The organism is Streptomyces sp. NPDC018026 (assembly GCF_044327745.1).
GTDB lineage: Bacteria > Actinomycetota > Actinomycetes > Streptomycetales > Streptomycetaceae > Streptomyces > Streptomyces rubrogriseus.
The window spans coordinates 221,013-235,327 of sequence record NZ_JBIRFY010000009.1 but is presented as its reverse complement, the minus strand read 5'-3'; the positions used below and the strand labels follow the sequence as shown (position 1 = coordinate 235,327).

Here is a 14,315-nt window from a genome sequence, read left to right as displayed (position 1 = left end):
GGATGGGGTGGTCAGACGGCGGTCTTCTCGGGCTCCGCCTTGTCCTCGTCGCTGAGGGCGGCGAGGAAGCGCTCGGCGTCGAGCGCGGCGGAGCAGCCGGTGCCCGCAGCGGTGATCGCCTGGCGGTAGGTGTGGTCGACCACGTCACCGGCCCCGAAGACACCCGTCAGGTTGGTACGCGTCGAGGGCGCGTCGACCTTCAGGTAGCCCTCCGGGTCCAGGTCGAGCTGGCCCTTGAAGAGTTCGGTGCGCGGGTCGTGGCCGATCGCGATGAACAGGCCGGTCACCGGCAGATCGGAGAGCTCGCCGGTCTTGACGTTGCGCAGCTTCAGGCCCGCCAGCTTCTGGTCGCCCTGGACCTCGGCGATCTCGCTGTCCCAGACGAACGAGATCTTGGGGTCGGCGAAGGCACGCTCCTGCATCGCCTTGGAGGCGCGCAGGGTGTCCCGGCGGTGGACGATCGTCACGGACTTCGCGAAGCGGGAGAGGAAGGTGGCCTCCTCCATCGCGGTGTCCCCGCCGCCGATCACGGCGATGTCCTGGTCCTTGAAGAAGAAGCCGTCACAGGTCGCGCACCATGAGACACCGCGCCCGGACAGCGCGTCCTCGTTCGGCAGGCCGAGCTTGCGGTGCTGGGAGCCGGTGGTGACGATGACGGCCTTGGCCCGGTGGACCGTTCCCGCGGTGTCGGTGACGGTCTTGATCTCACCGCTGAGGTCGACGGCCACGACGTCGTCCGGGATCAGCTCCGCCCCGAAGCGCTCCGCCTGGGCCCGCATGTTGTCCATGAGCTCGGGGCCCATGATGCCGTCCTGGAAGCCGGGGAAGTTCTCCACCTCGGTGGTGTTCATCAGCGCTCCGCCCGCGGTGACGGCACCCTCGAACACCAGCGGCTTCAGGGACGCTCGCGCGGTGTAGAGCGCCGCCGTGTAGCCGGCGGGCCCGGAGCCGATGATGATCACGTTTCGGACGTCGCTCACGGCTTCATTCCTCGTCTCTGGACTGCGTCTTCAGGGCCGGGTGGAGCTGCACTCGGAACTCTCACCCCACCTAACGGATCCTACGGGGCGCGCATTCCCGCTGTGCCCGGGCACACGGCGGCAGGGTCCGGCTTGCCGGTGGAAGGGAAGGAAGGACCGCTACGAACGCGCGTAGGAGTGCTTGAGAAGGATCTTGGCCTTGCCGACCGCGGGCTGATCCACGCACGCCGTCTCGACGATGTAGGCGGTGACCCGGGTGTCATTGGTCGCGTCGGGCAGTACCACCAGCAGGGCTTCCTTGCCCTTGTAGACGCCCGGCTCCGTGGCGATCACGGCCTCGTCGCGACCGATGCCCTGGCGGATGCACTCGGGGACGGTCGGTTGCTTGAAGACATGGTTCTCGGCGGTCTCGCCACCGTTCTCGGACTCCACGCCGAAACTGCGCGGCGTACGTGATCCGCCGCCCTCGGTGCTCCCGTCCGCGAGGAGACCGGAGACCTTGTCCTGGAGTCGGCCCTCGGCGAAGGTGTCCGGGAGCGGGGTCTGCTGCCCGTGGGCGGTGTCGTGGGAGGGGCTCTCTCCAGTGAGGGAGGACACGATGACCGAGCCGAGCCCGATCGCGGCAGCGGCGGCCACGGCGCCGAGCACAGCGACCCTTCGCCGACCGCTTCGGCGGCGGTCCTTGCGGCCGGGACCGGTGGAGGAGGTTCGCGCGTGCCCGGCGGGCCGGTCGGCCGGTGCCGATGTTTCACGTGAAACACGCGGGCCGTCTCCGCCCTCCGGCAGAGGCTCATTCGCCAGGGCGGCGTCGATACGGGCGGCCACGTCGTCCGGCATCGGCGTCGGGGAAGGCAGGGCGCCGAGCAGTCCCTGGATCTCTTCCAGCGAGGCGTAGACGTCCGCGCAGAGCTCGCAGCCTTCCAGGTGCCGCCGTACATCGGTGGTCCGTGTGCTCGGGAGGAGGCCCTCGGCGAGGTCGGAGATCTCCGCGACATCCGGGTGCCCGGTCATGTCTGTCGTCGACGACGTCACGCTCGTCCACCTCCGCCCTTCACTACGGCTGAATCACTCGGCCCGGTCTCCGGCGGACCCGCACGCCGCGGTCCCGCTGCCGGTGGGACGGATGCCCCCGGCGTCCGGTTCCGCTCCGGGCCGGGCGTCCTGCCGTCTCCGCTGCCGTCCGGGCGCAGGTGGGTGATCAGCGGCAGGAGCCGGGCTCTGCCCCGGGCGCACCGGCTCTTGATCGTGCCACTCGGCACGTCGAGGATGCGGGCGGCCTCCGCGACCGGATAGCCCTGCATGTCGACCAGGACGAGAGCGGCCCGCTGGTCGGCGGGCAGGGTGCCCAGTGCCTCCAGCAGCTGGCGGTGCAGGTCGTTGCGCTCTGCGGGAGCGGAGGCCGACTCGTGCGGCTCCAGCAGCTGCTCCAGGCGTTCGGTGTCGTCGACGGGCGCGGTCTTCCGCGAGGCGGCCTTGCGGGCACGGTCCAGACAGGCGTTCACGGTGATCCGGTGCAGCCAGGTGGTGACGGCCGCCTGTCCGCGGAAGGTGTGGGCGGCCCGGTAGGCGGAGACGAGCGCGTCCTGGACGGCGTCGGCGGCCTCCTCACGGTCCCCCAGCGTCCGCAGGGCCACCGCCCAGAGCCGGTCGCGGTGACGGCGCACGAGCTCAGCGAAGGCGTCGGGGTCGCCCTCGACGTGGCGGGCGAGCAGTTCCTGGTCGGTCACCCCGTCATGACTCGCGCCGCCCGCCATCACACCCCTCTCCCTGCGGTAGGTGCCGTCAGCTGGTCACCTTGATGTCGGCCAGCCGGCCGCGCCAGTTCCCGTCTGACTGCACTGGCAGATCGGTGAGCCACACCAGGAGGTACCGGCTCTGGACGGCCTTGTCGGGCTTGAGTTCCACCGTCGTGCCCGAGCCCCCGGCGACCTTCTCGTACTGGTCGAAGGAGGTCGGCTCCGCCGTCGTGTCCTTGCCCGCACTGCGCAGCTCGACGGACGTGTTCCCGACGAAGGTGACGGTCACCTTGCCGACCTGCTGTACCTTGCCGAGGTCCAGGATGACGCCGACGCCGGGCTTTAGGCGGCCGAAGTCGGAGCTGAGGTAGTAGTCCGTCTGCCAGTAGGTGGACTTGCTGCCGTCGTAGACATTCCCGATCTCGGAGGGCTTCTCGGACTGGTCGCCGAAGGGGTCGAAGTCCCGGGCACTGGTGATCGGAACGGCCTTGCCGGAGGCCGGGGGCTTCGAGCCCTTGTCGTTGTCGCCGTCCACCGTCTGCGTCTGGTTCGGGTCGTCCGCCTTGCCACCCCGTTCCATGAGGGCGTCCGCGAGCTGCCAGCTGCCGAGGCCGAGCGCGGCGATCAGCAGGGCCGACACGCCCCACTTCAGAGCCTTGCCGGTGCGGCTCTGCAGCGGGGGCGGCGGCGTCGGCACGGGCTGGGTGACACCGGGGCGCGGCGCCGGACGACCGTACGCACCCTGCTGGTGGGCCGTCCGCTGGTACGGGGGCGGTGCGGTGTACGTCGGCTCCGGCGGGCGGATGCGCGGCATCTCGCCGATCGCCTTCACCAGTTCCTCCGGCGTGGTGCACGGGGACTCGTGCCGGGAGGCGGTGGCACCGTCGTTGGCGAGCGCCCGCATCGCCAGTTCGGACAGGCCGCGGTGGACGCCGGCACGTACCTGGTCCGGCGGGATCAGCCCGATGTCCTTGGGCAGGCCTGCCAGACCGTGCGCGTCACTCTCGTACGGCCAGCGCTGGGTGAGCGTGGCGTACAGGAGGGCGCCGATGGCCTCGGTGTCGGTGCGCTGCGGAGTGTCGGAACTGATGCCGCGCAGTGCGGCGTTGACGGCCAGCCCGCGGATCCGCCACTGGCCCGTCGACGTACGCAGCACCGCGTTGGGGCTCAGACGCAGATGGGCGAGGCCCTCCCGGTGCGCGGCCGCCATGGCCGACGCGACCTGACTGACCATCTGGTAGGCGTCGTACACCTCCAGCGGCCCGGCGGCGAGGAGAGCGGTCAGCTCGGTGGCATCGGGCAGCCACTCGTGCACGACGTAGACGAGGTCGTTGTCCTCGACGGCGTCCAGTACCTGGACGAAGCGGGGGTCGCCGAGCAGGGCGGACGAGCGTGCCGCGGCCAGCACGGACCGGGCGCGCGGGTGGTCCGCGGGGAGGAGGTGGACTCCGACGGCGCGGCGCAGCTTCTCGTCGACGGCCCGCCAACTGCTGAAGCCGTCCAGACGGGTGACGCACTCCTCGAGGCGGTAGCGTCTGGCGAGCTTGTGCCCGCTGTGCAGTTCGGGAGGCGAGGCCTTGCCGGGCTCCTCGCTCGTGGGGTTCCCCTGTGCCTCGTCGCTGTCCGTGTCCTGCTCCCGGTTGTTGGCCACCCCGTCGGCCGTGGACTGGTCCGCCTGTGCGGTCAGCGGCTCATCGCCGCTGTTGTCTGCCACGTCGACGGCAGCTGTGCTCCGTTCCGCCACCGCCGTTCCTGCCTCCCCATTCCGTGCGCGTCGGCCGACTCCCGATCCGCGCGTCCGACGCCGAACCCAATTGTGCCCACAGTCCGCCGCTAAGCACGACACACAGCGGCGGACGATGGTTGTGCGCCTACCCCGGGTCTCAGCGTCCCAGGCGTCCGCGCACCATGCCGACCAGAGAGTTGACCTCTTCGATGCGCATGCGGCGGGCGGCGACGAAGAAGACACCGAACAGGAGCACTCCGCCGGCCAGCAGCGCGGCGAACGATCCCACGACGTCCTGGCCGAGCGAGCGGCTGATCGCGTAGCAGGCGGCGCCACCGACCAGGGCGGCCGGGACGGACGCGATGCACAGCCGGGCGTACGTGCGCAGCACCCGTGCGCCGTCCAGGTCCCCGCCGAGCCGCTTGCGCAGCCTGCGCCAGGCGACGCCCACGCCGATCACGTAGGCCAGGCCGTAGGAGGCGGCCATGCCGACGACGGCCCAGCGCGAGGGCAGCAGGAGGTAACACAGGCCCGAGGCGGCGGCGTTGACCACGGCCACGATGACAGTGTTGTAGAAGGGCGTCCGGGTGTCCTCGTAGGCGTAGAAGGCGCGCAGGACGACGTACTGCACGGAGTACGGGATGAGGCCGAGGCCGAAGGCCATCAGCATGTAGCCCATGTTGGTGGCCGCGCCCGTGCCCGAGGAGCCGAAGATCAGTGTGCACATCGGGATGCCGAGCGCGACGAAGCCGAAGGAGACCGGCACGATGGCGACGGCCGTGGTGCGCAGCCCCTGGGAGATGTCGTCGCGGACCGCTCCCCCGTCCTCCTCGGACGCCGAGCGCGAGATGCGCGGCAGCAGGGCGGCCATCAGGGAGACGGTGATGATGGCCTGTGGCAGCCCCCAGATGAGCTGGGCGTTGGCGTAGGCGCTGTAGCCGGTGCCGGCGAGGTCGGTGTCCGTGACCGACGCCGTGGCGAGCTGGATGACGACGAGGGCACCCGCCTGGTTGGCGAGGACGAAGAGGATCGTCCACTTGGCGAGCATCGCGGCCTTGCCGAGGCCGTGCCCCCGCCAGTCGAATCGCAGGCGCAGCTTGAACCCGGTCTCGCGGAGATAGGGGATCATCGCCAGGGACTGCACGACGAGGCCGAGCAGGATGCCGATTCCGAGGAGCTTCTCGCCTTCCGGCGGGATGGTGGCGACCGTCATTCCGGAGTCGGCGGCCGTGCCGTAGACCCAGAGGAACATGCCGAGGGTGACGATGATGACGATGTTGTTCAGGACCGGGGTCCACATCATCGCGCCGAACCGTCCACGGGCGTTGAGGATCTGCCCCATTACGACGTGGACGCCCATGAAGAAGATGGACGGCAGGAAGTACCGGGTGAAGGTGACGGCCGTGTCGTTGGCGGCGGGGTCCGAGGCGACCGGGTTCGACAGCGCGCGAACCAGCAGGGGGGCCGCCAGCATGCCCAGTGCGGTGAGGACTCCGAGGGCCACCATGACCAGGGTCAGGAGTCGGTTGGCATAGGCCTCGCCACCGTCGTCGTCCTTCATGGCCCGGACGAGCTGGGGTACGAAGACCGAGTTGAGGCCGCCGCCGACGGTGAGGATGTAGATCATCGTCGGCAGCTGGTAGGCGATCTGGAAAGATTCGCCCAACAGCGCGAGGCCCAGGGCCGAGACGATCATCGCGGACCGGACGAACCCGGTCAGCCGCGACACCATCGTGCCCGCCGCCATCACGGCGCTCGACTTCAGCAGGCCACCCGCGCGCCCGCCCTTCTTGGGCGCGGCCTGGGTGGCCGCGGGCGCGGCCTCGGGCTCCTGGAGTGGAGCCTCGGCCGCCTCGGGGGTGGGGGCCACCGCGTACTGGCCGGGCGCGGGCGCCGCGTGCTGCCCGGGCGTCGGAGCGGAGCCGCCGTACTGAGCGGGGCCACCGTACTGAGCGGAGCCGCCGTACTGACCATGTGTCTGGGCGTTCCCGTACGGATCGGGCCCCTGGTGCCCGCCGTACTGGCCCGGCGGCGGCGGTGGTGGCGCGGCGTACTGGCCCGGCCCCGCCGCCCCGCCGTACGGCCCCGGTGCGGGGGCGGGGGCGGGTACGGCGGCCTGGTCGTCGTACGAGGGGTGGCTGCCGCCCTGCTGCTGGTCGCGGAACAGGTGCGCGAAGGCGTCCGGCTCGTGACGCTGGTCTCCGGCCTGGCCGACCAGGTCGTCCACGCCCACGAACTGGGTGGTCCGAGGGTCGTCGCCGTACGGCAGGTACTGCGTCGGTCCCTCCGGCTCCGGGGCGGGCGTCTGGGCCCACACCCGGGGATCGGGGGCGTACGGCGACTGGGAGGGCTGGGAGTACAGCGGCTGCTGCGGCGGGTACGTTCCCGGAGGCGGCGGGGGGTGCGCTGCACGGTCGTAGAGCGCCTCGGAGACCGGATCCTGGGCGGAGAGGTCCTGGGCCCGGTAGGGATCCTGGTCGTAGGCGTCCTGGAGGTACATGTCCGCCGGCGGCTGCGGCGGCGTCTGGCCGGGGTCCGGCGGCGGGCCCTGGGGGTGACCCGAGCCGTCCGCGGCCTGACCGCGGTCACCGTCGTACGGCGCGTTCATGGTTACCCCACCTCATCGTCCCGGGCCGACCGGCCACGACATCCTCAACGGTCCACTCTCTCACCCGTGCCGGACGGGTCGTCGCTTTCCGCTGCGGTGTCCGGTGTCGGGTCACTCGGCTGCTCCGGATCGTCCTCGGCGTCCTCCGCGGTCTCCGACTCTCCGGAACCACCCTCCTCACCCTCATCGCCCGCCTCGTCGTGCTCGCCCGACTCCGCCTTCTCCGCGGCACGGGCCGCGGCGCGCTTGCGCTGCGTGTACATCCGGAAGCCGGCGAGGACGAGCAGCAGGACGCCGCCTCCGATGACGAGCATCACGGTGGCCGTGATCTCGGTGACCTTCACGTCGAAGGTGACCGGCTTGCCGTAGGGCCGCCCGTCCGTCGTGTACAGCTGGGCGATCACCGTCGCCCGTCCGTTGGCGTTGGCCGACGTGGTGAACTTCACCGACTGGCTGTGGCCGCCGGAGACCGAGATCGGCTGCTCCTCGTAGCGGGCGCCGTCGATCTCGAGGCGGGTCGGGTTCGCCGAGGTGAGCCGCAGGACCAGGGGGCCGACGTCCTGCACCAGGTTGTTCTGCACCGTCACCGGGATGGTGGCGCTGCGGCCGGAGAGCTTCGTCTCCGACTTGTCGATCAGTCTGACCCGGCCGGTCAGCCCGTCGAGGTACGACTTCACTCCGGCGCGGAACGACTGCGCCTCGGCGGCCCGGCCGCGCCACGACACGGACAGCTCCCGGTTCAGGGCGCGTCCGAAGGGGGTCACCACCCGGGACGGGTCCGAGAGCACGACCTTGAAGCTGTCCAGCGCGTCCTGCGTCCGGGCGCTCTCCACGAACGCCGACCGGGGCAGCTCCTTCTTGCGCAGCGCCGAGGGATAGGAAGAGGTGTCCGGAACCTTGGTGGCGGCGTCCGGATCCGGCTTGGCCGCCGCGGTCGCCGCCAGCTTCTGGGACTGGGACCACGTGCCGCTCTGGAGGGCTCGCAGCCCTTCGGCCATCGCGCGCGCCTGGCTCCCGGAGGGTGTGCGCTGCGGGGCGATGACCACGCTGCGCTGCTTGTCGGTCTGGAGGCCCAGGCCCAGGCTCTGGGCGAGGAAGCGCTGTACGGCGAGCGTGGACGCGGACGCCGTCGTCAGGTCGCCCTCGAACGCCGTGGACATCCGGGCGTCCGCCACCACGGCCGTGGTGCCGCCGCCGATGGGACGGGCGGCGGACGGCGTGTACGGCAGGGCGTCGGTCTCCTGGAGGCTGTCGCTGCGCGCGATCACCTTGTCGGCGCCCGCGGAGGTGGCGACCTTGACGATGGACCGGTCGACGGCGCCCTCCACGGGCCAGGCGAACTCGGTGTTCGGCTTCACATGAAGGATCGGCTCGACGGTGTTGGCGACGACGTCCGTCGCCTCCTTGAGCTGACTCAGCGAGCCGGTGACGTCCGTGCCGTTGTGGGCGAGGGACGCCAGGTCGGGGTCGGCGAAGGGGAGGGCGACGACCTCCTCGTCGGCCACCGCGTCCTGCAGGTCGGCGAGCCACTGCTTGGCGACCGTCTGATGGGTGCCGGCGGTGGTCTGGTCCCCGTCCCGGACGCGGTAGCTGCCCGTCATCGCGTCGACGGAGGCCAGCAGGTCCGGGTCGACCACCCAGGTGACATCGAGGTCCTTGCCCAGCGCCACCATCTGGTTCAGCCGGCCGCCGGGGGAGATCTCCTTCGCCAGGTCGTCATTGAGGAAGACCGGGGTCTGCTCCTCGTTCGGTCCCGTTTCGGCGGCCATGTGGGTCGTCGAGACGAGTGGCCACAGCGCCGTGGTCTTGGTTTTGGTGTCGGCCCCGTCGGGCTGCCAGGGCAGGAAGGTCCGCTGGATGCCGAGGATCTGCTCCCACGGCTGCGCGGAGGTCTCTCCGGACAGCGAGACCGCGAATTCGTAGACGCCGTCGTTGCCGAGGTTCAGCTCGTCGACCGGTACCGAGATGTTGAAGTGCTCCGCCACGCCGGGAGTGAGCTTGGAGAACTTCTCCGTGTACTCGTTGTCGATCTCCGGCGAGATGGAGCCCTGGAGATCGTCGCTGTCCTTGGCGATCGCATCGACGGACGAGCGGGTGTCGAGCTGTGGGCCCACGCGCAGGCCCACGTGGGCGTCGGTGACGGTCCGCTTGCCGTGGTTGGTCACGGTGCCCGACACGGTCACCGTGTCCCCGTCCGTGGGCGCGGAGGGGGTGAGTGAATCGAGGGCCACGGCCACCGAGCCCGAGTCGGAGTCGGTCAGCGCGGCGGCCGCCTCTTCGGCGTGTGCCGAGCCGGCGGCGGGCAGCTGGACCAGACCGGCCAGCAGCGGCGCCCCGGCGAGCAGCGCCGTGGTGCGCCGGAGCCACCGGCGGGCAGGTGAGGCACTGGTCCCCTGGAAGTCTGCCGCCTCGGCCACGCGCTCGCCCGTCCCTCGTCGTGATCAGTGGTCGTCGGAATGTGCGTCCACGCATGGTAACGAGGTGCGCTGAGGGGAAGTGCCGCGGACTACGTCACAAGATCCGCTGCCAGAGCCGGGCTTCCCTCTATGTGCGTCTATAAAGGGAGCGGTACGAAAGCGGGGGATTCGGTGCGCGATCAATGGGGACGCTTGTCGCCGTCAGGGCCACGTACCCTGTTTTGTTGTGCCGAACGCCAACGAAGTCAGCCCCAGTGTCCTGAGCCAGGAGCAGCACCGCGCGGCGGGTGAGCCGCTGCGGGTCGCCCCTGTCGCCGACGATCTCGCCCGCCGTTTTCAGGAGGCCGGGTTCTCACTCGCCCTGGTCGGCGGCTCGGTGCGGGACGCCCTGCTCGGGCGGCTCGGCAACGATCTGGACTTCACCACCGAGGCCCGTCCCCAGGACGTTCTGAAGATCATGCGCCCTTGGGCGGACGCGGTATGGGAGGTAGGGATCGCCTTCGGCACGGTCGGGGGGCAGAAGGACGGCTGGCAGATCGAGGTGACCACCTACCGCTCGGAGGCGTACGACCGCACCTCGCGCAAGCCCGAGGTGTCCTACGGCGACTCCATCGAGGAGGACCTCGTCCGGCGTGACTTCACGGTGAACGCGATGGCCGTCGCGCTTCCGGAGAAGGTGTTCATCGACCCGCACGGCGGACTCGACGACCTCGGGGCCCGTGTGCTGCGCACGCCGGGTACTCCCGAGGGCTCCTTCTCGGACGACCCGCTGAGGATGATGCGGGCCGCGCGCTTCGCCGCGCAGCTCGATTTCGAGGTGGCGCCGGAGGTGGTCAAGGCCATGCACGACATGGCCGGGCGCATCGACATCGTCTCCGCCGAGCGGGTCCGCGACGAGCTGAACAAGCTCATCCTCTCCCCTCACCCGCGCAAGGGACTGAGTCTGCTGGTGGAGACGGGCCTTGCCGAGCACGTCCTGCCCGAGCTGCCGGCGCTGCGGCTGGAGCGGGACGAGCACCACCGGCACAAGGACGTCTACGACCACACCCTCATCGTCCTGGAGCAGGCGATGGCCCTGGAGAGCGAGGGACCGGATCTGACCCTTCGTCTGGCCGCTCTGCTGCACGACATCGGCAAGCCGCGCACTCGCCGCTTCGAGAAGGACGGCAGGGTCTCGTTCCACCACCACGAGGTGGTCGGGGCCAAGATGACGAAGAAGCGCATGATCGCGCTCAAGTACTCCAATGACCTGGTGAGGGACGTCTCACGCCTGGTCGAGCTCCATCTGCGCTTCCACGGATACGGCACGGGCGAGTGGACGGACTCCGCGGTGCGCCGCTACGTCCGGGACGCCGGGCCGCTGCTCGACCGGCTCCACAAACTGACGCGGTCGGACTGCACGACGCGCAACAAGCGCAAGGCTTCGGCCCTCTCCCGCGCGTACGACGGTCTGGAGGACCGGATCGCGCAGCTTCAGGAGCAGGAGGAGCTCGACGCGATCCGCCCGGACCTGGACGGCAACCAGATCATGGAGGTCCTCGGTGTCCGCCCTGGGCCGGCTGTCGGGCAGGCGTACAAGCATCTGCTGGAGCTTCGCCTGGAGAACGGGCCGATGGAGCACGACGCGGCGGTGGCGGCGTTGAAGGAGTGGTGGGCTCAGCACCCGGACAACGCATGAGAACGGGCGGCACGTTTCACGTGAAACGTGCCGCCCGCCGGGGTCATGTTTCACGTGAAACATGACCATGAAGCAGAAGGTGGAGAGGGTCTGTCTGTCGCCTCAGACCTTGCCGAGGCAGAGCAGGAACTCTTCACCGTCGCCGGTCTCGGCGTAGAAGCCGGTGGCTCCGTCGACCTTCCGGCACTCCGTCTCGGCGGTCAGCGACGTGAAGTGGCCCTTCACCTTCGACAGCACCTTGCCCTCGGCCTCCGAGGAGGAGCAGTCCACGACCTCCATGCGGTCCGAGGACGACGAAGCGGACTTCAGGCAGTCACCCACGCCGGCCTGGTCGGCGTCGTCCCGGCTGGCGATGTAACCGCCGACCGCGACACCCACGACGACCACCGCGATGACGATGTTCTTGATCATCTTGAAGCTCGGCTTGCGGCGGGCCGGCTGCGGCGGCACCGGGGCGTACGGTGCGCCCTGCTGCGGAAAACCGGGCTGACCGGCCTGCTGCGGGAAGCCGGGCTGCCCCTGGGCGTAGGGGTTCTGCCCCTGAGGCTGCTGCGGGGCCTGCGGCTGGTTCTGCGCGAACGGGTTGCCCTGGGGCGGCGGCTGGGTGGTCACTGGGGGTCCCCCTGAAATAGGTGCGTGTCGCGGACATGCCGCGAGATAAGACGCACGTAAGCTACCGGGTCCCACTGACAACTCTGTAGTCCGGTGGGGCTCTGTGTCACTGATGTGACACTTGCCGGCTCTCAAACCGGGCCATAGCTGCCGCAACCGCTCCGTAGATAGCGGCGACCGTCACGACCAGCGGCACCGACCGGCCGTCCGGCGGCAGCATGAGCGCGGCCACCCCGGCCGCGCCGACGAAGGCCACGTTGAACAGCACGTCGTAGACGGAGAAGATCCGGCCCCGGAAGGTGTCGTCGACCGAGGACTGCACGACCGTGTCGGTCGCGATCTTCGCCCCCTGGGTCGTCAGGCCCAGCACGAACGCTGCGGCGAGCAGGGGTGCCGTCGAGAACGGCAGGCCCAGCGCCGGCACCAGCACGGTGGCGAGCGCCGCGCACACGGCCAACCAGCGGCCGGGCCCCAGCCGTCCCGCCGCCGAGGGGGTGACCACCGCCGCCGCGAAGAAGCCCGCCCCGGAGACCCCCAGCGCTAGCCCCAGCAGGGCGAGTCCCTCGTCCGTGTCCGAGGTCAGGGAGTACCGGCACAGCATCAGCAGCATGACCAGCAGGGCGCCGTAGCAGAACCGCATCAGCGTCATGCCCGCGAGTGCCCAGGCCGCTTCCCGGCGGGCGGGGGCGGCGAGGTGACGCACGCCCGCCGCCAGGTCGCGGGCGGTGCCGGTGAGCGCCGAGGTCAGTCTGGGCGGCACGAGTGCCGGGTCGGGGCCCAGCAGTTCCACGGCGATCCGCAGCGACGCCAGGGCTCCGCACAGATAGAGGAAGGCGCCGAGCAGCACCACGGCGGCGTCGGAGTCCGAGACCACGAGGCGTACGACGAAGGCGAGGCCGCCGCCCGCCGTGGCGGCCAGCGTGCCGGCCGTCGGGGAGAGCGAGTTGGCGATCACCAGGCGTTCGGCGTCGACCACCCGGGGCAGTGCGGCGGACAGGCCCGCGAGCACGAAGCGGTTGACGGCCGTGACGCAGAGCGCGGAGACGTAGAAGAGCCAGTCAGGGACGGAGGCGATCATCAAGGCCGCCGTCACCGTGGCCAGCACGGCGCGCAACAGGTTGCCGTACAGGAAGATCTGGCGGCGGCGCCAGCGGTCCAGCAGGACACCGGCGAACGGGCCCACCAGGGAGTACGGGAGCAGCAGGACCGCCATCGCGGAGGCGATCGCGGCGGGCGAGGTCTGTTTCTCCGGGGAGAACACGACGTAGGTGGCGAGCGCGACCTGGTAGACGCCGTCGGCGCCCTGGGAGAGCAGGCGAACGGCGAGCAGGCGCCGAAACCCCTTCAGGCGCAGCAGGACGCGCAGGTCACGGACGACGGCCATGGGGCACAGCCTCACATACGGGAAGGGTCCCCGGGTCATGCGACCCGGGGACCCTCGGCAGACCGGGGTCAGCGGCTGATCAGCGCTCGACCTCGCCCGCGATGAACTTCTCGACGTTGGCGCGGGCCTCGTCGTCGAAGTACTGGACCGGCGGGGACTTCATGAAGTAGCTCGACGCCGACAGGATCGGGCCGCCGATGCCGCGGTCCTTGGCGATCTTCGCGGCGCGCAGGGCGTCGATGATGACACCGGCCGAGTTCGGGGAGTCCCAGACCTCGAGCTTGTACTCCAGGTTCAGCGGGACGTCGCCGAAGGCGCGGCCCTCGAGGCGGACGTAGGCCCACTTGCGGTCGTCCAGCCACGCGACGTAGTCGGACGGGCCGATGTGGACGTTGTCCGCACCCAGGTCGCGGTCGGGGATCTGGGAGGTGACGGCCTGCGTCTTGGAGATCTTCTTGGACTCCAGGCGCTCGCGCTCGAGCATGTTCTTGAAGTCCATGTTGCCGCCGACGTTCAGCTGCATCGTGCGGTCCAGGACGACGCCCCGGTCCTCGAACAGCTTCGCCATGACGCGGTGCGTGATGGTGGCGCCGACCTGCGACTTGATGTCGTCGCCGACGATCGGGACGCCCGCCTCGGTGAACTTGTCCGCCCACTCCTTGGTGCCGGCGATGAAGACCGGGAGGGCGTTGACGAAGGCGACCTTGGCGTCGATGGCGCACTGGGCGTAGTACTTCGCCGCGGTCTCGGAACCGACGGGCAGGTAGCAGACCAGAACGTCGACCTGCTTGTCCTTGAGGATCTGGACGACGTCGACGGGCGCCTCGGCGGACTCCTCGATGGTCTGGCGGTAGTACTTGCCGAGACCGTCGTGGGTGTGGCCGCGCTGGACCTGGACGCCGCTGTTGGGCACGTCGCAGATCTTGATGGTGTTGTTCTCGGAGGCGCCGATGGCGTCCGCGAGATCCAGGCCGACCTTCTTGGCGTCCACGTCGAAGGCGGCGACGAACTCGATGTCACTGACGTGGTAGTCGCCGAACTGGACGTGCATCAGGCCGGGGACCTTGGCCGCCGGGTCGGCGTCCTTGTAGTACTCGACGCCCTGCACCAGCGATGCGGCGCAGTTGCCCACACCGACGATGGCTACGCGAACCGAACCCATTCCGGTTGCTCC

General features: G+C 70.2%; 10 protein-coding genes. 1 reads left to right on the top strand and 9 read right to left on the bottom strand.

What is annotated here, in order from left to right; genetic code table 11:
- Positions 1–11 precede the first annotated feature (11 nt).
- The 6 genes from trxB to ACH4D3_RS27140 all read right to left on the bottom strand — a co-directional run bounded on the left by trxB (position 12) and on the right by ACH4D3_RS27140 (position 9,467).
- A complete protein-coding gene (trxB, locus tag ACH4D3_RS27165; RefSeq protein ID WP_398326917.1) occupies positions 12–980 on the bottom strand; it encodes a thioredoxin-disulfide reductase in 969 nt (322 codons plus the stop codon).
- A gap of 159 nt (positions 981–1,139) precedes the next feature.
- Positions 1,140–1,991: an anti-sigma factor family protein gene (locus ACH4D3_RS27160; RefSeq protein ID WP_398327076.1), complete on the bottom strand. Its 852-nt coding sequence runs from the start codon at positions 1,989–1,991 to the stop codon at positions 1,140–1,142.
- A 17-nt stretch (positions 1,992–2,008) separates the two neighbouring features.
- Positions 2,009–2,734, bottom strand: coding sequence for an RNA polymerase sigma factor SigM (sigM, locus tag ACH4D3_RS27155; protein WP_398326914.1), 726 nt, complete (start codon positions 2,732–2,734; stop codon positions 2,009–2,011).
- 28 nt (positions 2,735–2,762) lie between these two features.
- On the bottom strand, positions 2,763–4,460 hold the full coding sequence (locus ACH4D3_RS27150) for a protein kinase family protein (protein ID WP_398326911.1): 1,698 nt from the start codon (positions 4,458–4,460) through the stop codon (positions 2,763–2,765).
- 139 nt (positions 4,461–4,599) lie between these two features.
- Positions 4,600–7,050 (bottom strand): murein biosynthesis integral membrane protein MurJ, encoded by a 2,451-nt coding sequence (gene murJ / locus ACH4D3_RS27145; protein WP_398326908.1) that lies wholly within the window; start codon positions 7,048–7,050, stop codon positions 4,600–4,602.
- 44 nt (positions 7,051–7,094) lie between these two features.
- Positions 7,095–9,467 carry a DUF6049 family protein gene (locus ACH4D3_RS27140; RefSeq protein WP_398326905.1) on the bottom strand — a complete coding sequence of 791 codons (2,373 nt, stop codon included), beginning with the start codon at positions 9,465–9,467 and terminating at the stop codon, positions 7,095–7,097.
- A gap of 226 nt (positions 9,468–9,693) precedes the next feature.
- On the opposite strand from ACH4D3_RS27140, the gene ACH4D3_RS27135 reads away from it, so the two are divergent.
- A complete protein-coding gene (locus ACH4D3_RS27135) occupies positions 9,694–11,145 on the top strand; it encodes a CCA tRNA nucleotidyltransferase (RefSeq protein ID WP_398326902.1) in 1,452 nt (483 codons plus the stop codon).
- 102 nt (positions 11,146–11,247) lie between these two features.
- Here ACH4D3_RS27135 and ACH4D3_RS27130 read toward each other — a convergent pair whose 3' ends face one another.
- The 3 genes from ACH4D3_RS27130 to ACH4D3_RS27120 form a co-directional block, all read right to left on the bottom strand.
- On the bottom strand, positions 11,248–11,832 hold the full coding sequence (locus ACH4D3_RS27130) for a hypothetical protein (RefSeq protein ID WP_398326899.1): 585 nt from the start codon (positions 11,830–11,832) through the stop codon (positions 11,248–11,250).
- Between the two features lie 31 nt (positions 11,833–11,863).
- On the bottom strand, positions 11,864–13,141 hold the full coding sequence (locus tag ACH4D3_RS27125; RefSeq protein ID WP_398326896.1) for an MFS transporter: 1,278 nt from the start codon (positions 13,139–13,141) through the stop codon (positions 11,864–11,866).
- Between the two features lie 79 nt (positions 13,142–13,220).
- Complete coding sequence (locus ACH4D3_RS27120; RefSeq protein WP_398326893.1) at positions 13,221–14,303, bottom strand: inositol-3-phosphate synthase; 1,083 nt, start codon at positions 14,301–14,303, stop codon at positions 13,221–13,223.
- Positions 14,304–14,315 lie beyond the last annotated feature (12 nt).

What these genes read in the sequence shown, in the direction of transcription:
- ACH4D3_RS27160 (WP_398327076.1), bottom strand. Translation starts at nt 1,991, where the DNA reads ATGACCGGGCACCCGGATGTCGCGGAGATCTCCGACCTCGCCGAGGGC.
- sigM (WP_398326914.1), bottom strand. Translation starts at nt 2,734, where the DNA reads ATGGCGGGCGGCGCGAGTCATGACGGGGTGACCGACCAGGAACTGCTC.
- murJ (WP_398326908.1), bottom strand. Translation starts at nt 7,050, where the DNA reads ATGAACGCGCCGTACGACGGTGACCGCGGTCAGGCCGCGGACGGCTCG.
- ACH4D3_RS27125 (WP_398326896.1), bottom strand. Translation starts at nt 13,141, where the DNA reads ATGGCCGTCGTCCGTGACCTGCGCGTCCTGCTGCGCCTGAAGGGGTTT.
- ACH4D3_RS27120 (WP_398326893.1), bottom strand. Translation starts at nt 14,303, where the DNA reads ATGGGTTCGGTTCGCGTAGCCATCGTCGGTGTGGGCAACTGCGCCGCA.